This window comes from Streptomyces sp. NBC_00554 (assembly GCF_041431135.1).
Lineage (GTDB): Bacteria > Actinomycetota > Actinomycetes > Streptomycetales > Streptomycetaceae > Streptomyces.
Window position 1 is genome coordinate 484,063 of the sequence record NZ_CP107799.1, and the last position, 23,128, is coordinate 507,190.

Annotated in this window: 20 protein-coding genes; 16 read left to right on the forward strand and 4 right to left on the reverse strand. The window is 68.6% G+C overall.

Annotation, left to right across the window (positions count from 1 at the left end; genetic code table 11):
• The 10 genes from OG266_RS02330 (at position 1) to fahA (ending at position 11,518) form a co-directional block, all read left to right on the forward strand.
• A complete protein-coding gene (locus OG266_RS02330) occupies positions 1-1,230 on the forward strand; it encodes an amino acid ABC transporter substrate-binding protein (protein ID WP_371542132.1) in 1,230 nt (409 codons plus the stop codon).
• Positions 1,227-2,111, forward strand: coding sequence for a branched-chain amino acid ABC transporter permease (locus tag OG266_RS02335; RefSeq protein ID WP_326718446.1), 885 nt, complete (start codon positions 1,227-1,229; stop codon positions 2,109-2,111). The genes OG266_RS02330 and OG266_RS02335 overlap by 4 nt, the downstream gene beginning before the upstream one ends.
• Positions 2,108-3,946 carry an ATP-binding cassette domain-containing protein gene (locus OG266_RS02340; protein ID WP_371542135.1) on the forward strand — a complete coding sequence of 613 codons (1,839 nt, stop codon included), beginning with the start codon at positions 2,108-2,110 and terminating at the stop codon, positions 3,944-3,946. Before OG266_RS02335 ends, OG266_RS02340 begins: the two co-directional genes overlap by 4 nt.
• On the forward strand, positions 3,943-4,674 hold the full coding sequence (locus OG266_RS02345; protein ID WP_371542138.1) for an ABC transporter ATP-binding protein: 732 nt from the start codon (positions 3,943-3,945) through the stop codon (positions 4,672-4,674). Before OG266_RS02340 ends, OG266_RS02345 begins: the two co-directional genes overlap by 4 nt.
• Positions 4,671-5,771: a hypothetical protein gene (locus OG266_RS02350; RefSeq protein WP_371542140.1), complete on the forward strand. Its 1,101-nt coding sequence runs from the start codon at positions 4,671-4,673 to the stop codon at positions 5,769-5,771. Before OG266_RS02345 ends, OG266_RS02350 begins: the two co-directional genes overlap by 4 nt.
• A 65-nt stretch (positions 5,772-5,836) precedes the next feature.
• On the forward strand, positions 5,837-7,039 hold the full coding sequence (locus OG266_RS02355; RefSeq protein WP_371542143.1) for a DUF5624 domain-containing protein: 1,203 nt from the start codon (positions 5,837-5,839) through the stop codon (positions 7,037-7,039).
• An 18-nt stretch (positions 7,040-7,057) separates the two neighbouring features.
• Positions 7,058-7,855 carry an HpcH/HpaI aldolase/citrate lyase family protein gene (locus OG266_RS02360; RefSeq protein WP_371542145.1) on the forward strand — a complete coding sequence of 266 codons (798 nt, stop codon included), beginning with the start codon at positions 7,058-7,060 and terminating at the stop codon, positions 7,853-7,855.
• A gap of 40 nt (positions 7,856-7,895) precedes the next feature.
• Positions 7,896-8,774, forward strand: a complete 879-nt coding sequence (locus OG266_RS02365) for an amidohydrolase family protein (RefSeq protein ID WP_371542147.1) — start codon at positions 7,896-7,898, stop codon at positions 8,772-8,774.
• A gap of 235 nt (positions 8,775-9,009) precedes the next feature.
• The gene (gene hppD, locus OG266_RS02370; RefSeq protein WP_371542150.1) at positions 9,010-10,215 is read left to right on the forward strand and encodes a 4-hydroxyphenylpyruvate dioxygenase; all 1,206 of its coding nucleotides are present in this window, start codon (positions 9,010-9,012) and stop codon (positions 10,213-10,215) included.
• Between the two features lie 73 nt (positions 10,216-10,288).
• Positions 10,289-11,518 (forward strand): fumarylacetoacetase, encoded by a 1,230-nt coding sequence (gene fahA, locus OG266_RS02375; RefSeq protein WP_371542153.1) that lies wholly within the window; start codon positions 10,289-10,291, stop codon positions 11,516-11,518.
• Positions 11,519-12,691: 1,173 nt separating this feature from the next.
• On the opposite strand, the gene OG266_RS02380 is transcribed toward fahA, so the two are convergent.
• Entirely contained in the window at positions 12,692-13,807 is a 1,116-nt protein-coding gene (locus OG266_RS02380) for a WD40 repeat domain-containing protein (RefSeq protein WP_371542155.1), read from the reverse strand.
• Positions 13,808-14,110: 303 nt separating this feature from the next.
• Between OG266_RS02380 and OG266_RS02385 the strand changes: the two genes are divergently transcribed.
• The 4 genes from OG266_RS02385 to OG266_RS02400 all read left to right on the forward strand — a co-directional run bounded on the left by OG266_RS02385 (position 14,111) and on the right by OG266_RS02400 (position 19,801).
• Entirely contained in the window at positions 14,111-15,445 is a 1,335-nt protein-coding gene (locus tag OG266_RS02385) for a glycoside hydrolase family 18 protein (protein ID WP_371542157.1), read from the forward strand.
• Positions 15,446-15,698: 253 nt separating this feature from the next.
• Complete coding sequence (locus OG266_RS02390; RefSeq protein ID WP_371552616.1) at positions 15,699-17,672, forward strand: glycosyl hydrolase family 28-related protein; 1,974 nt, start codon at positions 15,699-15,701, stop codon at positions 17,670-17,672.
• A gap of 598 nt (positions 17,673-18,270) precedes the next feature.
• Entirely contained in the window at positions 18,271-19,107 is an 837-nt protein-coding gene (locus OG266_RS02395) for a DUF1996 domain-containing protein (protein ID WP_371552618.1), read from the forward strand.
• A 70-nt stretch (positions 19,108-19,177) separates the two neighbouring features.
• Entirely contained in the window at positions 19,178-19,801 is a 624-nt protein-coding gene (locus tag OG266_RS02400; protein ID WP_371542160.1) for a DUF305 domain-containing protein, read from the forward strand.
• A gap of 16 nt (positions 19,802-19,817) precedes the next feature.
• On the opposite strand, the gene OG266_RS02405 is transcribed toward OG266_RS02400, so the two are convergent.
• Together OG266_RS02405 and OG266_RS02410 are read right to left on the reverse strand one after the other, a co-directional pair.
• Positions 19,818-20,354: a DUF2269 family protein gene (locus OG266_RS02405; protein ID WP_371542163.1), complete on the reverse strand. Its 537-nt coding sequence runs from the start codon at positions 20,352-20,354 to the stop codon at positions 19,818-19,820.
• 128 nt (positions 20,355-20,482) lie between these two features.
• On the reverse strand, positions 20,483-20,869 hold the full coding sequence (locus OG266_RS02410) for a hypothetical protein (protein WP_371542166.1): 387 nt from the start codon (positions 20,867-20,869) through the stop codon (positions 20,483-20,485).
• A gap of 262 nt (positions 20,870-21,131) precedes the next feature.
• On the opposite strand from OG266_RS02410, the gene OG266_RS02415 reads away from it, so the two are divergent.
• On the forward strand, positions 21,132-21,434 hold the full coding sequence (locus OG266_RS02415) for an ArsR/SmtB family transcription factor (protein ID WP_371542168.1): 303 nt from the start codon (positions 21,132-21,134) through the stop codon (positions 21,432-21,434).
• Positions 21,431-21,823: a VOC family protein gene (locus OG266_RS02420; protein WP_371542171.1), complete on the forward strand. Its 393-nt coding sequence runs from the start codon at positions 21,431-21,433 to the stop codon at positions 21,821-21,823. The genes OG266_RS02415 and OG266_RS02420 overlap by 4 nt, the downstream gene beginning before the upstream one ends.
• A 102-nt stretch (positions 21,824-21,925) precedes the next feature.
• Here the strand turns inward: OG266_RS02420 and OG266_RS02425 are convergent, their stop codons facing one another.
• Positions 21,926-23,107 carry a M20 family metallopeptidase gene (locus OG266_RS02425; protein WP_371542174.1) on the reverse strand — a complete coding sequence of 394 codons (1,182 nt, stop codon included), beginning with the start codon at positions 23,105-23,107 and terminating at the stop codon, positions 21,926-21,928.
• Positions 23,108-23,128 lie beyond the last annotated feature (21 nt).

Consider the following 23,128-nt stretch of genomic DNA (forward strand, 5'->3'; position numbering starts at 1 on the left):
ATGCCAGGATTCGGCCGAAGCGGACGACACACGGCCCTGCTCAGTGCGACGGCGGCGGTGCTGCTGGTCGCCACAGCCTGCGGCTCGGGGTCGGGTTCGAGCAGCAGCGGAGCAATCAAGATCGGTGCCTCGCTGCCGCTGTCGGGCCCGGTCGCCGACGCCTCCAAGCCCGCCTACGAGGGCTACAAGGTGTGGCTCGACCAGCTGAACAAGAACGGCGGGCTGCTGGGCCGCGAGGTCGAGCTGAAGGTGCTCGACGACGGCTTCGACCAGAACACCGTCGTCACCAACTACAACCGCCTCATCAGCCAGGAGCGCTCCGACCTGCTGCTCGGCACCTTCTCCTCCAGGCTCAACCTGCCCGCCTCGGCCGTGGCCGAGCGCAACAAGATGCTCTACGTCGAGCCCTCCGGCGGCGCCGAGGAGATATTCAGCCGCGGTTACGACTACCTGTTCTTCGCCCAGCCCAGCACCTCGCTGGACCTCCCGGAGCAGTTCGTCCAGTACATCAAGTCGCTGCCGGCCGACCAGCGGCCGAAGACCGCCGCCTATCCCACACAGGACGACCCCAACACCGACGTCACCATCAACGAGTTCCGCAAGGAACTCACCGAGCTCGGCGTGAAGACGGTCTACAGCGAGAAGTACGCCCCGGACACCGTCAACTTCGACCCCATCGCCAGCGCCGTCGCCCGCGCCAAGCCCGACCTGGTCATCCACGGCGCGGTCGCCGCCAACGACGGCGCGGGCCTCGTCAAGGCGCTGCAGAAGCAGCAGTTCAGCCCCAAGATGATGTACCAGACGAACGCCCCGAGCCTCATCGGCTCCTATCCCAAGGCGATCGGCGCGAAGAACACCGAGGGCATCTTCACCTCGGCCGCCTGGAGTCCGAACGCCGACTACAAGGGCAACGCCGAGTTCGTGAAGGCGTACACGCAGGCCTACGGATCGGCGCCCGGCGACGACGCCGCCAACGCGTACACGGCGGGCCAGGTGCTGGAGGCCGCCGTCAAGGGCGTGGGCAGTCTCGACCAGGACAAGCTCGCGGACTGGCTGCACTCGCACACCGTGCAGACGATCGTGGGCCCGCTGAAGTGGGACGCGCGCGGGGTCCCGGACGGCGACATGCTGCTCGCGCAGTGGCAGAGCGGGAAGTTCGAGTTCGTCGCCCCGGCCGCGCAGAAGACCGTCGACAAGGCGGTCAACCCCAAGCCCGGGTGGTCGTCGTGAGCCAGTTTCTGCAGACCGTGATCCTGGGGCTCCTGGTCGGCGGCGTGTATGCCCTGGTCGCCTCCGGGATGAACCTCATCTTCGGCGTGATGAAGATCGTCAACCTCGCCCAGGGCGGCATGCTCATCCTCAGCGCCTATCTGACGTACACGCTGTGGAACGCCACCGGCATCGACCCGCTGCTCCTGGTGTTCATCACGACGCCCTGTCTGCTGGTCGTCGGCTGGGCCACGTACTACGTCTTCATCGAGCGCTCGCGGACCACCGATCCCTCGATGGCGCTGGTGACGACCTTCGGGCTCACCCTCGTCACCAAGGGTGTCATCGCGCTGGTCTGGGGCAATGAACCGCAGTCGGTCACCCCCGGCTACGCGAACCGCTCGTTCTCGGTGCTCGGGCTGCGCTTCCCGCAGGCCCAGGTGTACGCCTGCCTCGTCGCCGCGGTGGTTCTCACCGGCCTGTATCTGCTGCTGCGCCACACCTGGCTCGGCCGGTCCATCCAGGCCACGGCGTCCAGTTCGGAGGGCGCCCGGCTCATCGGCATCGAGGTGCGTTCCGTCTGGGCGGCCGCGTACGCCCTGGGGGTGGCGGCGGCCGGCGCGGGCGGAACGCTGCTGAGCGTCCTGTACCCGTTCATGCCGAGCTCGGCCGACCACTGGATCGGGCTGATGCTCTCCATCATCGTGCTCGGCGGCATGGGGAGTCTGCCCGGCAGTGTGCTCGGCGCCCTTGTCATCGCCCTCGCCGAGTCCCTGACCTCGACGTACATCGCCCCCGACTGGGCCGCCGCGGTCCCGTATCTGGCCATCATCCTGGTGCTCGTGGCCCGCCCGCAGGGCCTGCTCGGCGCCCGGCTGCGAGAGGACATGAGCCGCGCATGAGCATTGCGAGCCTGAGCAACAGCCGACTACGGGCGTACGGCATCGGCCTGGCCGCCGTCGTCCTCGCCGTCCTGCCGCTCGTCAACGACAACGCCTATCTGCAGAACATGGCGATCATGGCGTTCCTGCTCGCCGTCATGGCCTCCGGCTGGAACATCATCTCCGGCTACACCGGCTACGTCTCCCTCGGGCAGAGCGCCTTCCTCGGCGTCGGTGCCTACACCACCGCGCTGATCTCGATCCACACCGGCGTCTCCCCACTGCTCGCCGCCCCGGCCGGGGGTGTCGTCGCCGCGGCCTCCGCCGTCGTACTGGGGCTCGTCGGACGGCGTACGCGCGGTATCGCCTTCGTCATCGTCAGCTTCGCCTTTCTGGAGTTCACCGCGCTGCTGGTGTCCAACTGGGGGTCACTGACGAACGGCAACCACGGGCTCGCGCTGCCGCTGCCCACCTGGGACCGCGCGTATCTCAACTGGCCTTTCTACTACTACCTGTTGGTCCTGCTCGCGCTGACCGTGTGGGGTTCGTGGGCGATCCGCCGCTCCAAGTTCGGCATCGGGCTGATGGCGATCCGGGACGACGAGTCGAAGGCCGAGGGCATCGGGCTGCGCACCGACCGCTACAAGATGCTCGCGTTCGCGGCGAGCGCCTTCCCGATCGGCATCGCCGGCGGCGTCTACGCGTACTACATCGCCTACCTCGAGCCGGCCTCGATGTTCGACATCGTCATCGCCATGCAGATCGTGCTCGCCGCGCACCTCGGCGGCGTGGGCACGCTGTGGGGGCCGGTCCTGGGCGCCTTCCTCCTGGAGCCGCTCAACCAGTTCACCAACCAGAACCTCAGCGGGCCCGACGCCGGTTCGTGGCGGATGATCATCTACGGGGCCCTGCTTGCCGCGATCGTGCTGTTCTTCCCCAAGGGCGTGCTCACCGAGGGCGCGGCCTGGCTGGCACGCCGGCGCCGCACCGAGCCTCAGGCGACGGCCGGCATCCGCCTGACCGAGGTTCCCGACCAGCTGCCCCCTGTCTCGCCGGCCCGTGAGCGCGCATCGGGCGGACCGCTGCTGCGGGTGGACGGGCTGGCCAAGTCGTTCGGCGGGGTACGAGCGGTCGACGGCTGCTCGTTCACCGTCGAGCGGGGTTCGATCACCGGGCTCATCGGGCCCAACGGGTCGGGCAAGACAACGGTGTTCAACCTCCTCGACGGCAGTCTCACCGCCGACGGCGGCAGCGTCCACCTCGGCGAGCGGCGCATCGACAACCTGCCGCGCTGGCAGCGGGCACACTCGGGGCTGGCCCGCACCTTCCAGTCCACCAGGGTCTTCCCGCAGCTCACCGCGCTGGAGAATCTCGCCGTGCCCAGCCGCTCGTTCTCCACGGCGGGGCTGAGGACCTCCGCGATCAGCGGCAAGGAAGCGGCACAGGCCCGCGAATGGCTCGCCTTCGTCGGCATGGACGCCTACGCCGACCACCACGCGGGCGGGCTGTCCTACGGGCAGCAGAAGCTCATCGAACTCGCGCAGGCGCTGATGCTGGAGCCGGAGATCCTGCTGCTCGACGAACCGGCCGCGGGCATCAACCCGACGCTCGTGGAACGGCTCGCGGGCATCGTCCGCAGGCTCAACGAGGCCGGCACGACCGTGGTCGTCGTCGAGCACAACATGCCGCTGGTGCTGTCGCTGTGCGACCACATCCACGTCCTGGCCCAGGGCCGCGTCATCGCGAGCGGACCGCCCGGACGGATCGAGCACGACCCCGCCGTGCTGGACGCCTACCTCGGTGACCACACGCCGAGCCCGGGCAACGACCCGGCGACCTCGGGAGCCACCGCATGATCACCTTCCAGAACCTGGTGGCCGGATACGGCCGCGCCGGAGACATCCTGCGCGGCGTCGACTTCGCCGCCGCCGAATCCGCGATCACCTGCATAGTCGGCCCCAACGGGGCGGGCAAGTCCACGGTGCTCAAGGCGTGCAGCGGGCTTCTGCGACCGCGCGGCGGACAGGTGATGCTCGGCGACGAGGACATCGGCGGGCGCTCCCCCGCGCAGATCCTGCGCCGCGGGGTGGTCCAAGTACCCCAGCACAACGGGCTGTTCCCGTCCCTGACGGTGCGCGAGAACGTCATGCTCGGCGCGTACGTCAACCGCCGGGAACGCGAGCGCAACCGACGCCGCTACACGGAGATCGCCGAGCTGTACCCGCTGATCGCCGAGCGTGCCGACGACAAGGCCGCGTCCCTGTCCGGAGGGCAGCGGCGCACCGTCGAGTTCGCGCGCGCCCTGATGCTGACCCCGCGCGTCGTACTCCTCGACGAGCCGACGCTCGGCCTGGACCCCAAGGCGAGCAAGCAGCTCGCCGACTCCATCACCACCCTCAAGCAGGAGGGGGTGACCGTCCTGATGGTCGAGCAGAACGTCCGTTTCGGCCTCACCCTCGCCGACCACGCCGTCGTCATGGAAGGCGGCCGCGTCCTGCACACCGGCTCCGCCGACGCCCTGCTCGCCGACCCGGACATGGGCCGGCTCTTCTTCGGCGCCGCTCCCCCACAGGAGGCACCATGAACAGCGCATATCTGAGCCTGGTCCAGGCACTTCCGGGTTCCGGCGCCAGGGCCGCCGAGCCGTTCCTCGTCGACGGTCTGGAACTGCTCGCGATCCCGCAACTCGCTTACGACATCCCCGGTCGGCCCGCCCACATGAACGGCGGCGACAGCGAGACCGAGGTGCTGCTGCTGCGCCGGGACGGAGACCGGTTCGAGCCCTGGGGAAGCCTTGCTGCGCCGGGCGGCGAGGACGCCGAGTTCTTCCGCATCGGGGAGCGGGCGTTCCTCGCGGTGGCGAGCATCCGTACCGGCGCGGGCCCGTACGAATACGCCATCCCCTCCACGCTCTTCGAATGGGACGGCACTCGGTTCGTGCCCTTCCAGGCCTTCGACGGCTTCGCCGCGAAGCAGTGGCGGCACTTCACCGTCGACGGCCGGCACTTCCTCGCACTCGCCCAGGGGGTGACCCTCCCCGGACTCGCCGAACAGAACCGGCCCTCCGTCATCTACGCCTGGGACGGCACACGCTTCGCCCGCTTCCAGGACATCCCCTCCCAATGGGCGTACAACTGGCACGCGTTCACGGTGGGCGGGCACGAGTGGCTCGCCCATGCCGACCATGCCGGGCCCAGCGTTCTGTACCGGTGGCACGGGGGGAGGTTCGTCCCGCACCAGGAGCTGGCCACGGCAGCGGGCCGGGCCTTCGCCACGTTCGACGACTCGGGCGGCAGCGGTACGTACCTGATGATCGCCTGCATCGACGACGGTTCGCGGGTGCTGCGCTGGGACGCGACGGCCGACCGGTTCGTCGAGCACCAGAAGCTCATCGGGGCGGGCGCGCGTGAACTCGCCGTCGTACGCACCGACCGCGGGCTCTACGTGATCCGGGTCAATTTCATCGAGGGCACTCCGGCCCATCCCACGGCCGCGCTGATGTCGCAGGTCTACCGGTGGGACGAGGGCCGGCTCGACGTCGTCGACGAGTTCCCGACGACGGGCGGCACCGATATCGCCGTCCTGGACAGCGCGGCGGGCCCGCTGATCGTGCAGACCAACGCGCTGAGCGCCGACCTGCGGTTCGCCGCCGAGAGCCGCGTCTACCGCTTCCTGGGCTGAAGCCTCGATCCGGTGCGGCCGCGCGGTTGCCGTACCGACCCCTGCCTTGTGAAAGAGAGATCCACGTGTCCGAGCACGAAAGTCCCGAGCTCATCGACCTGTTCACCGCGTACACCGCCGGGCCGGGCTCCATCGGCGCGCATCTGCGCGTCTCGGCCGCCCGGGCACACGCCCGCGACCCCCTTCTGGTGGTGACCGGGGCCGACATGGCGCTCTATCCGGGCGACGGACGGCCGCTGACGGTCCTGCCCTACCGGCTGAGCAATCGCGGCTTCAAGGAACTGGCCGCCGTCTCTCATCTGGGTACGGCCCTTGCCTCGCTCGTCGAGCTGTACCGCCACGACCCCGGCGGCGTGTGGCGGGCCGATGCCGAGAACCTGCTGCACCAGGTACGGCGCTCCCGCGCCGCCAACAGCACGGCCCTGTGGCGTGACCGGATCGCGGCCGTCTCCCACCGGGGCCGGGAGGAGGCCATCGCGACGATGGTCGACTACGCCTGCGCCGTGACCGAGCGGTATCTCCTGCGCGCGCTGGCCGACACTTCCCTCCTCAACCACCGGACGCTGCGCGAGGAGTACCTGGAGGACGGTCACCCGGACCTTCCGGTGTCCTTCAACCGGATCATGGTCGCCACGTTCTTCCTCGTCGGGATGGACAACGCGCACCGGCTCATCGCCTGGTGCGACGCCCAGGACATCGACTGGGCACGCGCCATGGTGGTGGTCGTCGGGCAGATAGGGCGCCCCACCGCCGGGGTGACCTGGCGTACGAACGGTGTCGCCGGCACCGTACTGGCCGCCTCGCGGCACACCCTGCCGCTGGACCGCCTCTACATCGCCCCGCACGCACGGGGATTCGCCACGCCCGTCGGCGGAGACCTCAGCGAGGTCGAGGAACTGGAGCCGGTGCTGCGGCAGTTGTGGGCGGGCACCAGGGTCACGGTCGAGCTCGGCGGGGCGATGTTCGAGGGCTATCCGGCGTTCTCCCCCGGCGACGACCGCCCCGGGCTCCTGGGTGAGCGGACGGTCACCCGGGCCGACGAGGTCATCACCGAGCAGCCCCGCATCCGCTCCCCCAAGGACTGGTTCACGCTCGTCACCCGGCTGCGCCTGGTCATGGAGGACCCCCGCCAACTGCTGTCCGGCGCCGTCACCGACTACGCGGCCCAGCAGCTCATCGAGCACGGCAACGACCCACTCGCCGTGACCGTCCCCGGCCTCGACGACGAGCCCTACCCCGCCTACGGCTCCATCTCCGCCGCGGCCTGACCCGAAAGCGACTCCGCCATGACCCAACACCCCTTCTCCGGCGGGTTCCTGGAGCGTCTGCACTCAGGCGAACCCACCCTCATGCTCACCGTCCGCACCAGCCGCACCACGGACGTCGTCCACATCGCCCGCTCGACCGGCCACCACAGCATCCTCGTCGACCTCGAACACTCCACCATGTCGACCGATGTCGCCGCCCAGCTGTGCGCGGCGGCCGACAGCCTCGGGCTCACGGCGCTGGTGCGCGTCCCCGAGCGCGAGTACGGGATGATCGGCCGGATGCTGGACGGCGGCGCCCACGGGATCATCGCGCCGCGCATCGAAACGGTGGAGGAGGCGCGCGACATCGCCCGCGCCTGCCGCTTCGCCCCACGCGGCCAGCGTTCCCAGACCAACATGGTCCCCCAGCTCGGGATGCGCCCCATCGCCGCACAGGAGCTCAACCCCGCCCTGGACGACGCCACGATCGTGCAGATCCTCCTGGAGACACCCGCCGGCATCGCGAACGCGGACGAGATCGCCGCCCTGGACGGCGTGGACATGCTGTCCCTCGGCGCGAACGACTTCACCGCGGAACTCGGTGTGCCAGGGCAGTTCGGCGATCCGCGTGTCCGCGACGCCGTCGAGAGGCTGGCGGACGCCTGCCGCAAGCACGGAAAGCTCATGGTCCTCGGCGGCATCGGCGACCCGGCGATCCTCGACACGCTCGTCCCGCTGGGGGTGTGCTCGCTGCGCATCACCGGAACCGACAGCGCCTTTCTCTTCGAGGGCGCGCAGGCACGCGCCCGGCAGGCGCTCTCCACCTGCCTCCCCTAGCCCCCACCCGGATGCGCAGTTGCGCCAAGAATCAGGACGGATGATGACCGCAGACCTTCCCCAACCCACCCCCATGCGCGCCGCGGAGAGCAACACCAAGCCCCGCTTCGAGGTGCCTCCGGGCAGTTGCGACACCCACTTCCACGTCTTCGAGCCCGGTTTCACCGCGGTGCCGAACCCGCTGTACGGGTTCCCCGACGGCACTCTCCAGCAGTATCTGCGGATGACCGAATGGCTCGGCATCGAACGCATGGTCCTCGTGCAGCCCACGTACTACGGCACCGACAACAGCCTGCTGGCCGACGTCCTGAGGAAGGCCGGCCCGCGCTGCCGTGGCGTCGTACGCATCGAGGAGGACACCCCCGACAAGGAGCTCGACGAGTTCCACGAGCTGGGTGTGCGGGCGATCCGCCTGGACCTGTTCGCCCGGGCGTCCCAGCCGACCGCCGACATCATCGCGTACGTCCGCAGGATGGCGGACCGTGCCCGTCCGCGCGGCTGGCACCTGCAGTTCTACACGCCGGGCACCGTCGTACGGGATCTGCTGCCGTTCTTCGCTGACCTCGAGGACACCTTCGTCATCGACCACATGGGATACATGAAGGAGTCGGACGGGCTGACGCAGGCGGACTTCGACCGTCTGGTGCGGGTCCTCGACGGAGGCAGCTGCCACCTCAAGCTCTCCGGGGCGTACCGCATCGCGAAGGACAAGCCGCTGTCCACCGTCGAGCCCCTGGGCCGGGCGCTCGTGGCGGCCCGGCCCGACCGCCTCGTGTGGGGATCGGACTGGCCGCATCTGACCGACGGTCAGCGGGACACCGGCGAACTGCTCAACCTGCTGGCCGACTGGGCTCCCGACGCGTCCGACCGCCACCGGATCCTGGTCGACTCCCCCGCCAGGCTGTTCTACACGGACTGACCGCTATCGGGAGAAGCGCTGCGGAATTCGCCGTACAAATTGCGCAACGTATTCGAGGTATTGCTGAGCAGATTGAACAGTCTGCTCAGATTTCACTGGACCTCTTGCACAGGGCGCGTCGAGCGTCTGTGCTGGTCCTGGCCAGGCGCTGCGGCAGCGGCGCGTTCCGGCCCACTTCACGTTCCTCCGTGGCGGCTCGCGCCATGGGCCTGATCCATGCAAGGAGAACTCCGTCATGAGCATCGAGCAGACCCTCACCAGCCAGGAGCGCCTGGCCGAGCTCGACCTGACGCAGCTGCAGCAGCTCGTCGGCCTGGTGGACTACGACCCCTCCAGCGACCCGTTTCCGGTGACCGGCTGGGACGCGGTGGAGTGGGTGGTGGGCAACGCCACGCAGACCGCGCACTTCTACCAGTCGGCGTTCGGCATGCAGTTGATCGCCTACTCCGGGCCGGAGACGGGCAACCGCGACCACCAGGCGTACGTCCTGCGCAGCGGTGCCATCCGCTTCGTGTTCAAGGGTGCGGTGGATCCGAGCAGTCCTCTGGCCGACGCCCATCGCGAGCACGGCGACGGAGTGATCGACATCGCGCTGGAGGTCCCGGACGTCGACCGGTGCGTCGCGCACGCGCGGGCGCAGGGAGCCACCGTGGTGGAGGAGCCGCACGATGTCGGCGACGAGCACGGCACCGTCCGCCGGGCGGCGATCGCCGCGTACGGCAAGACCCGGCACACACTGATTGACCGCTCCCGCTACAACGGGCCCTACCTGCCGGGATATGTGGCCCGCACGTCCTCGTACGTGAAGCGGCCCGGCGCACCGCGGCGCATCTTCCAGGCTCTGGACCACGTGGTGGGCAATGTCGAGCTCGGCAAGATGGACGAGTGGGTGGACTTCTACAACCGGGTCATGGGCTTCACGAACATGGCCGAGTTCATCGGGGACGACATCGCCACCGAGTACTCGGCGCTGATGAGCAAGGTGGTGGCCAACGGCAACCACCGGGTGAAGTTCCCGCTGAACGAGCCGGCGGTAGCGAAGAAGAAGTCGCAGATCGACGAGTTCCTGGAGTTCTACCAGGGTCCCGGAGCGCAGCATCTGGCGCTGGCCACCAACGACATCCTCGCCTCGGTCGACGCCCTGCGCGCCGAGGGAGTGGAGTTCCTGGCGACCCCCGATTCGTACTACGAGGACCCGGAGTTGCGTGCCCGGATCGGCGAAGTGCGGGTCCCGGTGGAGGAGTTGCAGCGGCGGGGCATCCTCGTCGACCGGGACGAGGACGGCTATCTGCTGCAGATCTTCACCAAGCCGCTCGGCGACCGCCCGACGGTCTTCTTCGAACTCATCGAGCGGCACGGCTCGCTCGGTTTCGGCAAGGGCAACTTCCAGGCCCTGTTCGAGGCGATCGAGCGCGAGCAGGCCAAGCGCGGCAACTTCTGAAGCCGGGAGCCCCGACCCTGGCCCACTATCGACAAGTAGGCCAAGTGCCTTACTCAGCAACGGAGTTGACTCCATGACCTGGCTCGACCTGCCACCCGACGACTTGTTCGGAATCGACAATCTGCCCTACGGGGTGTTCTCACCATCCAGTGGAGCGCCCCGTGTCGGAGTCCGGGTCGGCGAGCAGGTGCTCGATCTGGCGGCCGCCCTCGACGATCCGGTCTTCGCGCGGCCCTCGCTGAACGCCTTCATGGCACAGGGCCGCACGCGCTGGACGCAGGTCCGGGCACGGGTGACCGAGTTGTTGAGCGACAGCCGGCACCAGCGGGCCACCGCTAGGCATCTGCACCGGCTCGAGCACGTGCGGCTGCATCTGCCCTTCCAGGTGGCCGATTACGTCGACTTCTACGCGAGCGAGCACCACGCGACGAACCTGGGACGCCTCTTCCGTCCTGGAAGCGACCCGCTCACCCCCAACTGGAAGCATCTGCCCATCGGTTACCACGGCCGGGCCGGCACGGTCGTCGTGTCGGGTACCCCGGTCGTGCGCCCGCGGGGACAGCGCAAGAGCCCCGAGGCGGCCTCGCCCGACTTCGGTCCCACCCGGCGCCTGGACATCGAGGCCGAGGTGGGATTCGTCGTCGGCACCGGCTCACGACAGGGGCAGTCGGTGTCCGTGGCCGACTTCCGCGAACGGGTCTTCGGGGTCTGCCTCGTCAACGACTGGTCCGCGCGTGACCTGCAGGCATGGGAGTACGTTCCTCTCGGACCGTTTCTGGGCAAGTCGTTCGCGACCTCCGTCTCGCCCTGGGTCGTTCCCCTGGACGCTCTGGACGCCGCCTGGACCAGCCCGCCCGAGCGAGATCCCGAACCGCTTCCCTATCTCACCGACACCGGCAAGCAGGGCCTGGACCTGAACCTGGATGTCCACCTCAACGGCCACCTCGTCTCCTCGCCCCCGTTCGCCTCGATGTACTGGACCGGCGCGCAGATGCTGGCCCACATGACGGCCAACGGAGCCTCCACCCGCACCGGTGACCTCTACGCCTCGGGCACCGTCAGCGGACCCCATGCCGACGAGTGCGGGTCGCTCATCGAACTCACGGCCGGAGGCACCGACCCGCTGGTGCTGCCGGACGGATCGACCCGCGCGTTCCTGGAGGACGGAGACGAGGTGACTGTCAACGGAACGGCGCCCGGCCCGCGAGGGGGACGCATCGGACTTGGGGAGGTCACCGGCCGGATCCGGCCCGCTCTCGGCGACGCCAACGGTCGGATCCTGCCCGCCGGAGACGAGTCCTGACGGCCCGGGTCAAAGGCTTGACGTGGATCACCAAGGCGCGTTCACAACCCCCAGCAGCGCCACGCACCTGAACTCTGGCCTACAACAACTCCCGCGGGCGGGCCCGCGCAAGGGTGGATCACGGCTACGTGACTGATCTGTACGGAACAAGCCTTGGCTAGACGGCCGAATCCCGCGTCGGTGCCGCTACCTCATCGGAAACAAGGATGCGCCGACAGCGCTTGGCGGCTACAACGGCATGTATGACGGTCTTCTACTGCACGAAGTGCGGAGTTGAACTCACGCCGGACTTGGTGAAGCAGCCCTCCGTCCCGGAAGTCTCGGACCGTGACAAAGATCGGGACAAGGAAACGGGACTGGGCCCCTCCACTGTGCCGCGAGGGCACTATGCCGTTGATCCCGAGCCGTGGGGCGCACCGTTCACCCCGCCGGCCGACGAACCTCGGCCACACCATCCGCGGCAACTACTCATGCCACCCGCGCCTCCGTACGAACTCCACCTCGATCCCGCACGAGTGTGGGCGTTCGATACCAAAGGGTCGGAGGGATGAACGGCCGTCCTGTGGCAGCGCATGCTGCTGAACTGGAACCCCTCAGGCGTCACCTCCGTGACTCCTCGTTCGAATTCGATGTGGGGCCCGGGTGGCGTGCCCTTGTACTGCGGTGCCACGAGGCGGTTGTCGCGGCGTTTCCCGAGTACGAGCTTCTGGCGGTGAAGCAGAAGTGGGCGGCCCTAGCCTTCCAGGCATTTCCTCGGCCGTGGAAGCCGGGTGGAAACTGGACGTCCGACGAGGCGGCCAGGCTCGACTCACTGGTGGCCGGGTTCACGGCCGCCAGCGAGCACATCTGCGAGCATTGCGGCAACGCTGGAACGCTGCGCGAAACCCGGCCGATCGAGTTGACTCTCTGTGATGCGTGCGAGTCCTGCGTGGGACCGGACGGCCGCCTATAGGCGAATCTTGCTTCGAGCCAACCAAAGGTTTGTGAGCGCGGCTTGACATGGGTCATCAAGCAGCGTTCGCAGACCCCAGGGGCACGCATGTGACACTTTGCCTGGCCAACTGCCTTGGGCGTCCGCTGGAGTGTGGATCGTGGTCATGAACCCTTGGCAGAGTGCCGGCCGGGCCACAAGTCCTGCCCTGGCCCTCGAAGCACGGGAAACGGCGCGCACCGTCAGCTCGTTTCCCACAGCCTCACCGTTGTGTCGACGCCGCAGCCGGCGAGCATCCGTCCGTCCGGGCTGAACGCCAGACCCCTTACGGCCTTGTGGTGGCCGGCGAGATGGGCGGCCGGGGTCAGGTGCGTGGGGTCGGTGACATCCCACAGGGTCACGGCCGCGTTCTCGCACCCGGAGGCCAGCAACCGGCCGTCCGGACTGAACGCCACCGCATACATCTGCCCAGTGTCCCCAAGTCTGGCCAGGGGGAGGGTGCCTGTGCCCGTCCTCACGGGATGTGCCGGGTCGGTGGCGTCCCACACCGTGACGGCTCCTTGCCGCCACGACCCGTAGGTGCCGGAGACAACGCCCAGATCCCCGCTGCCGGTGGCCAGTAGCCGCCCGTCATGACTGAATCCCACCGAATGGACGGCAGGGGCCCCGCCCGAGGACAACGCCTTGGACCAATCGCGTGCCTGCGGTCGGACGACGGCGGTTCGGACCGGATGCGCCGGCTCGTTGACATCCCACAGGACCCCGGTGTTCTTGTCGCCGTCGGAACCCGAGGCCAGTAACCGTCCGTCGGGGCTGAACATCACCGATACGACGGGACCTGACCGCCAGACATGCCGATGGTGGGTGACACGCGCGCACCGGCTCGGCCGTGCCGGGTCGGAGACATCCCAGACGATCACGGCGCGGTCGCTGGCACAGGCGATGAACCGTCCGTCCGGGCTGAAACTCACCGCGTGGACACCACCTTGCCGCCAGCCGTCGCGAAACAACCAACCGGGGCGTTCATGGACAAGGACCGCCGACCGGGTCGGGTTCGCCAGGTCCGTGACGTCCCAGAGGATCACGCTCCAGTCGGTGCTCCCGGACGCCAGTAGCCGTCCGTCAGGGCTGAACGCCACCGCGTTCACCGCTCTGTGATGGCCGGTGAGGCCGACGGCCCGGGTCGGGTGGGATGCATCCGTGACATGCCAGAGAACCACGGTCCTGTCGCTGCTCCCGGACGCCAGCAGCCGTCCGTCAGGGCTGAACGCCACCGCGTTCACCGCTCCGCCGTGCCCGCTGAGAGTAGCGACCGGTCCCTGCGGCGGAGGTGGCGACGGCCGTCCCCGGAATGCCATGGTGCAGTCTCGCGCTATCCGGCATCCCGTGGAAGGCGGAGCGCGGGCTTCCGCTGTCCGGCCGTGCAACGGTGACGACGGATCCGCGCGCCTGGCCTGTGGACGCAACGATGTCCATCACCCCGCGTCACAGAGGCATCAGGGCAAAGGTCGAGCGCGCCTTGACATGAGTCATCAATCCGCATTGCCAGGCTCTTACCCCTCCCCCATGGGTGAGACTGCGGACGGGGTGGGCGCACCACCGACGGACCAACCCCGGCCTCACCCTTGACCACAGATGGTACAGACCAATAGCTTCCGGGCATGCGTCGAAGACTCCTCAGCAGGCTGGCACTTGTCGCCTGCGCCGCGTCCCTTCCGGTCACTCTCCTCGCCACGGCGCCCGCGTCGGCCGATGGCCCTCGGACTTCCCACTCCCCCGCGTACAAGAGCGTCGGCTACTTCACCCAATGGGGTGTCTACGGCCGTGACTTCCAGGTCGCCGACCTCGAGGCGAGCGGAGCGGCGTCTCGTCTCACTCACATCAACTACGCGTTCGGCAACGTCAGCTCGGACGGCAAGTGCTTCACGGGGAACATCCCCGGGGAGGCCGACGCCTGGGCGGACTACGTGCGCCCGCTGGACGCCGAGAACTCCGTGGACGGTGTCGCCGACACCGACACGCAGCCGCTGGCGGGCAACTTCAACCAGCTTCGGGAGCTCAAGGCGGAGAATCCCGGACTGAAGGTGATGATCTCCCTCGGTGGCTGGAGCTGGTCCACCCACTTCTCCGACGCGGCGCGAACGGCCGCCTCCCGCAAGGCTTTCGTGGCCTCGTGCCTCGACCTGTACATCAAGGGCAACCTGCCCGTCGACGGAGCACGCGGCGGCCAGGGCGCCGCGGCCGGGCTGTTCGACGGTGTGGATCTGGACTGGGAGTGGCCGGGCTCCGCCGGTGACACCGACACCGTCTACCGCCCCGAGGACAAGCAGAACTTCACCGCGCTCGTACGCGAGTTCCGGCGGCAGCTCGACGCCTACGCGACCACCCAGAAGAAGGGCAAGCACTACGAGCTCTCGGCGTTCGTACCGACCGCCCCCGCGAAGATCGACGCAGGATTCGAGGTACCCCGCATCATGCGGGACCTGGACTTCGTCAACCTTCAGGGCTACGACTTCCACGTCTCCGGCGAGGCGACCACGAACCAGCAGTCCGCGCTGTACGCCAAGGACGACTTCAGCGTCGACCAGACCGTCGACGCATGGCTCCAACGGGGCGCACCGGCCCGCAAGTTGGTCGTGGGCATGCCCTTCTACGGGCAGGGCTGGACCGGCGTGACCGGGGGCGGCGACGGCCTCAACCAGCCCGCGACAGCCCCCGCGCCGGCGACCTGGCAGGCGGGGTACGAGGACTACGAGGCGCTCAAGAAGCTCGCGGACTCGGGGACGTACACCGTTCATCGGGACCGCAGAAACGGCCATGCCTGGCTCTTCGACGGCACGACCCTGTGGACCTACGACGATCCGCAGGTCCTCAAGACCAAAACCGCCTACATCCGCCACCACCAACTCGGCGGGGCGATGTTCTGGTCGCTCGACGGGGACACCCCTGACGGCGAGTTGATCCGCGCCGTGGACACGGGGCTCACCCAGCGCTGAGCCGCGCTCTTCCCAACTACGCAGTCAACTCCGGGCTCCGAGGGTGAGACGGTGGCAGACCACCGCCTCACCCTTGCGCGGGGCGGGGTGAGTTCGGATCTGTTGGGTGCCGGGGCACGGGCGCGGCCTGGAGTCCGTAAAACTTTTGAAAGTGGGGGAAGCTGTTCTGTTTCGTGGGTTCCTGCGGCAGGATGACGCCAACACGCCCCCCAGCGTGTCCATGCCAGTACAAGGAGCCGCAACCTTGAACACCGTGCAGCGACACTGGACTCCCAGCAGATCTCGCCCCCTTGTCGGACTACTGGTTCTCGCCGTTCTCTCCGCCTGCCTCGGCCTGCTCGGCGCGCCGGCCGCGACCGCGCAGGCGGTGGGCGCGGCGAGATCCACGGTCGTGGACGTCACGGACTTCGGCGCCGATCCCGGCGGGCACGCCGACTCGGCGCCCGCGGTGAAGGCGGCGCTCCGGCACGCCAAGACCGTGAAGGGGCCGGTCAGGGTGGTGTTCCCACGGGGCACCTACCAGGTGTACCCGGAGAGCGCCGAGGTGCGCGAGCTGTATGTGTCGAACACGGTCGGCGCGGATCAGCGGTACCGCGACAAGTCGATCGGGCTGCTCATCGAGGACATGCGCGATGTGGTGGTGGACGGCCGCGGGTCGACACTGCTGTTCCACGGACTGCAGACGGCGTTCGCGAGCATCCGCTCGCACAACGTCACCTTCACCGGCTTCACCTTCGACTACGTCGCGCCGAAGGTCATCGACGCCACGGTCCGCACGGCCGGGGTGGAGAACGGACACGCCTACCGGATCCTGAGCGTGCCGGCCGACAGCCCGTACACCGTGGCGGACAACAAGGTGACCTGGCTCGGAGAGACCAGCCTGGTGACCGGACAGCCGTACTGGTCCGGCGTGAACGGCCTTGAGTACACCCAGATCACGGACCCGGTCGCGCAGCGGTCCTGGCGGGGTGACAACCCGCTGTTCAGCGACGTGACATCGATGTCCGACCTGGGCGGGCAGCGCATACGGATCGACTACGCGACCTCCTCCAAGCCCTCGGACCAGGGGCTGGTGTACCAGATGCGGCAGATCGAGCGGGAGCAGCCCGGAGCGTTCATCTGGGAGTCCTCCAACGTCACGGTCCGCAATCTGGTCGCCCGCGAGCTCCAGACCTTCGGCCTGGTCGGGCAGTTCAGCGAGAACATCACCATCGACCGGGTCGACTTCTCGCCGGACCCGGACTCCGGGCGTGCCACCGCCGGGTTCGCCGACTTCATCCAGATGTCCGGGATCAAGGGCAAGGTGTCGATCACCAATTGCGTCTTCGACGGTCCGCACGACGATCCGATCAATATCCACGGCACCTATCTGCAGGTCGCGGCGCAGCCCTCGGCGAACAGTCTGACGGTGAGTTACAAGCATCCGCAGACTGCCGGGTTCCCGCAGTTCTACGTCGGTGACACGGTCGAGCTGGTCGACAGCGCGACGATGCGCCCGCTTCCCGGCGGTACGGCGAAGGTGACCGCCGTCGACGGGCCTAGCGGGCAGGACCACGACACCTCGCTGACGGACATGACGATCACTCTGGACCGGCCGGTGCCCTCCGGGGTCAAGATCGGCGGCACGGTCGTGGAGAACACGACGTACACGCCGAGCGTACGAATCGCCGGCAACATTTTCCGCAACGTGCCGACGCGCGGGATCCTCGTGACCACCCGCAAGCCCGTCGTGATCGAGAACAACCGCTTCGAGCGGACGACGATGGCGGCCATCTACATCTCCGCCGACGCCTACCAGTGGTACGAGTCGGGAGCGGTCTCGGATGTCCTCATCCGCCGCAACACCTTTGTGAGTTCGACCGGTCCGGTCATCTTCGTGGAGCCGACCAACCAGGTGCTGAACGCCGCGGAGCCGGTGCACCGCGGCATCCGGATCGAGCGGAACACGTTCGAGGTCGGCGATGTCACCGTGGTCGACGCCAAGAGCGTCGGCGGGCTGTCGTTCACGGACAACGTGATCCGGCGCGCCGCGGGCGCCACGACGCCGTACTCCTCCCGGTTGTACGTCTTCCGGGGCTCGGACGACGTGCTCATCGAGGGCAACAGGTACGCCGGTGGGCTCAACGCGCGGGCCGACACGGTGTCCATGGACGCCTCGTCGGTGACCGTTCGCGCGGACGCGGCCCGGGTCAACGAGGACAACGTACTGCCGGTGCGCGACCGCTAGCGGACCCTGCTCGTCAAGTTCGGCCGGGACGGCGGTTCGGGCAGCGGACGGCGGAGCTCGATGTCGATCGAGCTCCGCCGCTCGCGCTCACCGCCGTCCCTTGGCGTATCCAGCCGCGCCGGCCTGTCTCAGCGTGGCGTAAAGATGCTTCAACCTCCTGAAGCAGCGGCGCAGTTCGCGACAGCTGCGGAGGCCCTTCCATTCCGTACCGAGCGGCGCTGCCCTTCGCGTGGCGACGGAGCAAGCCGGGCGCGTAGTCCCTGTGCAGGCCGTTCCCCAACGTCTCGCGGCGACACCAGGGCAGACCCTCCGCGGGCGAGACTGAAAGCCCTTTCCCCCTCCGGCGGTCTTGAAGTCTTGAAGCCAACCGGGTGCGCGGGCGTACTAATGCCGACGAGAACCATTGACATCGCCATGACATGTGGCTTCACTCCCGAGGCAGGATCCCGGAACCGGTACCGGAACCGCTACCGGTACCGGTTCCGCTCACCCCCACCACTCCCCAAGGAGGAGTGCCGTGTTAGCAGATTTCCCCCGCACCACCGCAGACCGAGGGCGCATACGCCCTGGCTGGACGGCCGTGTTGGCGGCGTTCACCCTGGTCATCGCCGCGCTGTACGCCGCTTCGACACCGACCGGCGCGGACCGTTCGGCCCCCGCAGGAGCCCAAGTCGTCCGTGTGGCGGAGTTCCTGGCCGAGTGCCCCTACAGCCACCGTCTCCCGGACGATCCGATCGTCGCCCCCGGGCTGCCCGGCGCTTCCCACATGCACAGCTTCTTCGGCAGCCGGGTGACCAACGCCCACACCACGGTGACGAATCTGCTGGGTTCGGCCAGCACCTGCAGCCCGACCGTCGACACCTCGGCCTACTGGGTGCCGACCCTGTACCGCAACGACCAGGCGGTCGAGCCCACCGGAACCACTTTCTACTACCTCGGTGAGGGCGTGCGCGACGACATCATCCAGCGCACCCAACCCCTCCCCCAGGGGCTGCGGATCGTCGCCGGCAACGCGAAGGCGACGGGTACGACCGACCCCACGTCCATCGCCCGCTGGTCGTGCCTGCACCACGGCGAGGTCAACCCTTCCAAGGACTTCGTGACCTGCCCGGCGGACTCGATGCTGGAGTCGTATCTCGACTTCCCGCAGTGCTGGAACGGCAGGGATCTGGACTCCGCGGACCACAAGAGCCACATGGCCTACCCGGTGAACGCGGAGTGCCCCGCCAGCCACCCGGTCCCCGTGCCGAAGCTGCGCCAGGTACTGCGCTACCCCGTCACCGGCAGCACCACGGGACTCCGTCTGGCATCCGGAGCCGGCTACACGATGCACGCCGACTTCTTCAACGCCTGGCCCACGGCCGAGATGGCACGCAGGACCACGAACTGCATCAACGCCATCGTCAAGTGCGGTGCTGACGGCAATCCCTCCTGATCGGCGCGACCCACCTGCTCCGCACACGCGGGACACCTCACGCGTCACGGCCCCGAGACGGGAGACGAGCATGGCGGAACCCTCAGCACAGACGGGCCGTGGGGGCAGGGCACAGCTCGTCACGACACTGCTGTGCGCTCTGTTGATCGTGTCCGGGTGTGCCGGCCCCCAGCAACGGGCCGGCACACCCGCCGAACCGACCATCACCAGCAGCTCCCCAACGGGCGCTTCCGGAACGGCAGTCGGAGGAACGGGCACCTTCAGCACCACGGACATCGCATGGCTCCAGCTGCTGATCGCCATGGACGACCAGACCCAGTACGTCCTCGAACTCGCGCCGCGCCACAGCGGCGAACCCGCGCTCCAGCGCTGGGCCGCCGGTGTCGCCCGCGACAACCGGACCCACCTGACAGCCCTTCGTGAGCTCCTCACCACCACCGGCGTCCCGGACGACAACCCGCACGAGGGCCATGACATGCCGGGAATGGTCAACGCCGAGGAACTGCAGGCGCTCAGCAACGCAACAGGTGCGCCATTCGACCGACTGCTGCGATCCGCACTGCTCGAGCACCTCACCCACGCCGAGCAACTGTCGGACGAGCTGCGGAAGAACGGGGCCGACCCGCGGGTGAAGAAGCTCGCGACCACCGTGAAGAACTCGGCCGCGGCGCACCGGCAGAGCATGCCGTTGTAGGTGCCTCCAAGCGGGGTCAGGCGGCCTGGCGGGCGCGCCCGGCATCCACCGGCCTGCGGGCTGCCGCGCGCAGATTCCGGCCTCGCCGGGTCAGCCCCCAGGGCTTGACGACCGAGATCACCGTCATGAAGAGGTAGGCGGACAGAGAGACGATCGGCCCGAACAGGACGTCTCCGGCGTCGGGCAGTGGATTGCCCGCGGCAACGGCGGTGACCGCGGAGTTCACCGCCGGGCGCAGCGCGAAGACGGTTGCGGTGGTGGTGGCCAGGGTCAGCCAGAACTTCGCATAGACCCATCGGTACCTCGCCAGTCCCCACGGCGTACCCAGGGACAGCAGCAGCCCGCTGAGGAGCGTAAGGAACGCGACCGGGAGCAGAAGCCAGTCGGCGAAGAGCTTCATCGCTCGGACGGATGCCTCCACCGTCACCGCGGACCCGGTGGTGGCCGCGGTGATCCCGAGCGCGAGCAGCCCGAGCGTGAGCCCGAGCCAGCTCGCGGAGGCGACTACGTGGACGACCAGGGAAGCCCGGCGTGCGGGGCGGCTCAGTTTCACCTGACACACGGTGCCGGGCGGAGGCGGTGAGCACGTCTGACAGCGGGAGTATCCCCGCGTACTGGCCTCGGCGTACGGGGCGGGACCACAACTGGTCTGCTACGTCATGGAGCCCAGCGGGCCGCAGGTCAGTCGGTGATGGTGACGCACGGAAGGCCGACGCTGGCGCCCCCGCGGAAGCCTTCCGCGCAGAGCCGGGTGCCCGCAGGGAAGTGCCGTTGCGGGTAGGCCTGATCCCGGTATGTCCTGAACGCGGCGACGTCCTCGACCTTGGTGTTCGCGCTCCAGCCGTTGGTGGTCCACACCCGGGCGCTGATGCGGTGCGGCTGGTTGGTGTTGGTGACCGACACCTCGACCCTGCCCAGGTAGGTGCCGATGTCGTAGGTCTCGATGCAGACCGAGTTGTTGCACCACTTGCCGGCAGCCGCCGCGGGCGGTCCTGCGGCGATGACGCAGCCGAGAGTCGCAGCCGCCACGCCGATTCCCGAGGCGGTCTTCTTGGTGATGTAGTGCATGGCGAGCGGCCTCAGTATTCTGTCCGGCCCGTGACGGAGCACGAGTCCTGTCGGCACATGTTCCGGGGGGGGCCGGACGGATCGGCGTCGGCAGATACGTGAGGCCCGAGCGGACCAACGCCGGACAAGATCATGAGTTACGCCGGCGCCCACTCCCCTGCGCCACATCCTCGCTGCCCACGAGTCCCCTGACGGCAGGCCGACCGAGAACGCGCCGCACCTCGACTTGATAGGCAAGTCATCACTTGCCTATCCTGTGGTTGTGGCCGACGACCTCTTCAAAGCCTTGGCCGACCCCACCCGCCGTACCATCCTCGACGAGCTCACGGAGAAGTCCGGACAGCCACTGTTCGAGATCTGCGCGCGACTGAGCATGAAGCATCAGCTCGGCATCTCACGCCAGGGGGTCTCCCAGCACCTCGCCGTACTGGAGGCCGCCGGGCTCGTCGAGACCAGGCGGGAGGGCCGCTACAAGTTCCACGACCTGAACACGGCCCCGCTGCGGCAGATAACCGAGCGATGGCCCGCGCCCGACCCATCCGGACCAACGGAGAGCACCCCATGAAGATCCATCTGACCAGCGTCTTCGTCGACGACCAGGCCAAGGCTCTGCACTTCTACACCGAGATCCTCGGCTTCGTGAAGAAGTACGACGTCCCGGTGGGTGAGAAGGACCGGTGGCTGACCGTCGTCTCACCCGAGGAGCCCGGCGGCACCGAGCTCCTCCTGGAGCCCGCCGGCCACCCGGCCGTCAAGCCCTACCGCGACGCACTCGTCCAGGACGGCATCCCGCTCGCCCAGTTCGCCGTCGACGACGTGAAGGCGGAGTACGAGCGCCTGCGCGGCCTCGGCGTCCGCTTCACCCAGGAGCCCCTGGAGATGGGCCCCGTCACCACCGCCGTCTTCGACGACACCTGCGGCAACCTGATCCAGATCGCGACACAGCCGCAGTAGACGGTCGGCCGCGTACGGAGCTCGGCCTCGCCGGCGACTGATCCCTCGCCCTGGAATTCGCCGACGGCGTGGCCACGCGTGTTCAGGACAGGACACCACGGCTCAGCCCCGCAGCGGTTCCGCCAGTCGTCCCAGCAGACCCGCGACCAGGGCGGTCTGGGCGGGCACGGTGTCCGGGTAGATGAACTCGCCCTGGGCATGGGCGCCGTCGCCGACAGCGCCCATGCCGCACAGCACGGGCAGGCCGAGGGCGGAGACGAAGTTGGCATCGCTGGCACCGCCGACGGCGGCGTCGGGCAACTCGTCGCGGCCCTGCTCACGGGCGACCTCGCGAGCTAGGCCGAGGAGAGGGGCGGAGGCGGCGTTGAGGGTCATCGGCGGCCGGTTCCAGGCATGGTCGATCTCGATGCGGACGCGGGGATCGCTCACCTTGATGGCGTCCAACTCGGCGTCGACACGGGCCTGTTCGACCTCGCTGCTGACCCGGATGTCGACGCCCGCGGTGGCCTGCCCGGCGACGACGTTGATGGCGGAACCCCCCTTGATGAGCCCGGGGTTGATCGTGGTGCCCTTGTCGGGGGCGGCGACCGCCGCGGCGGCGACCACGAACTCGCAGAGCGCGGTGATCGCGCTCGCCCCGTCCTGAGGCGCGAGCCCGGCATGCGCCTCGATGCCGGTGGCCGTGACCCGGAAGATCCCGGAACCCTTGCGAGCGGTCTTGACCGCGCCGTGGGCGGTCGGCTCCAGCACCAGGGTGACGTCGACCTTCTGCGCGACCTCCTCGATCACCCGCCGCGAGGACAGGGAGCCGATCTCCTCGTCACCGTTGAAGAGGAAGGTGACGGTGGGCACGGGTGCGCCGCCCTCCCGGGCCAGCTTCAGGGCCCAAATGCCTTGCGCAAGGCCGGTCTTCATGTCAAAGATCCCCGGCCCGCCGAGCTTGTCCCGACCGTCGCCCGACGACTGCGGCTGCTCCCATCCGGCGAGGGTCCCAGTCGGCCATACGGTGTCGTAGTGGCCGACGAGCGCGACATGCCCGGCGCCCGTGCCGGTGTAGGTCAACGTGAGCGTGTCGCCGCACTCGCCCCCGGGGTGACGCTCTTCGCGGTCGGGTCGGCCGAGGTGGCGGACGGTCAGCTCGCGCAGGAGGTCCAGGCCCGCCGCGAGGCCGGGCATATCGTAGCTGCCGGTCTCCTGGCGGACGAGGGTCAGGATGTCGGTGACGATCTCCGACGAGACGTCCTGGGCGCGGGCGGTGAGGGCGGCGGCGGGCGATGCGGTCATGGTCTGCTTTCTCGTACGAAG

Coding starts and splice junctions, on each gene's coding strand:
- OG266_RS02420 (WP_371542171.1), top strand. CDS start 21,431: ATGAAGATCCATCTGACCAGCGTCTTCGTCGACGACCAGGCCAAGGCT.
- OG266_RS02425 (WP_371542174.1), bottom strand. CDS start 23,107: ATGACCGCATCGCCCGCCGCCGCCCTCACCGCCCGCGCCCAGGACGTC.
- hppD (WP_371542150.1), top strand. CDS start 9,010: ATGAGCATCGAGCAGACCCTCACCAGCCAGGAGCGCCTGGCCGAGCTC.
- OG266_RS02345 (WP_371542138.1), top strand. CDS start 3,943: ATGATCACCTTCCAGAACCTGGTGGCCGGATACGGCCGCGCCGGAGAC.
- OG266_RS02380 (WP_371542155.1), bottom strand. CDS start 13,807: ATGGCATTCCGGGGACGGCCGTCGCCACCTCCGCCGCAGGGACCGGTC.
- OG266_RS02340 (WP_371542135.1), top strand. CDS start 2,108: ATGAGCATTGCGAGCCTGAGCAACAGCCGACTACGGGCGTACGGCATC.
- OG266_RS02410 (WP_371542166.1), bottom strand. CDS start 20,869: ATGCACTACATCACCAAGAAGACCGCCTCGGGAATCGGCGTGGCGGCT.
- OG266_RS02350 (WP_371542140.1), top strand. CDS start 4,671: ATGAACAGCGCATATCTGAGCCTGGTCCAGGCACTTCCGGGTTCCGGC.
- OG266_RS02400 (WP_371542160.1), top strand. CDS start 19,178: ATGGCGGAACCCTCAGCACAGACGGGCCGTGGGGGCAGGGCACAGCTC.
- OG266_RS02360 (WP_371542145.1), top strand. CDS start 7,058: ATGACCCAACACCCCTTCTCCGGCGGGTTCCTGGAGCGTCTGCACTCA.
- OG266_RS02385 (WP_371542157.1), top strand. CDS start 14,111: ATGCGTCGAAGACTCCTCAGCAGGCTGGCACTTGTCGCCTGCGCCGCG.
- OG266_RS02330 (WP_371542132.1), top strand. CDS start 1: ATGCCAGGATTCGGCCGAAGCGGACGACACACGGCCCTGCTCAGTGCG.
- OG266_RS02365 (WP_371542147.1), top strand. CDS start 7,896: ATGATGACCGCAGACCTTCCCCAACCCACCCCCATGCGCGCCGCGGAG.
- fahA (WP_371542153.1), top strand. CDS start 10,289: ATGACCTGGCTCGACCTGCCACCCGACGACTTGTTCGGAATCGACAAT.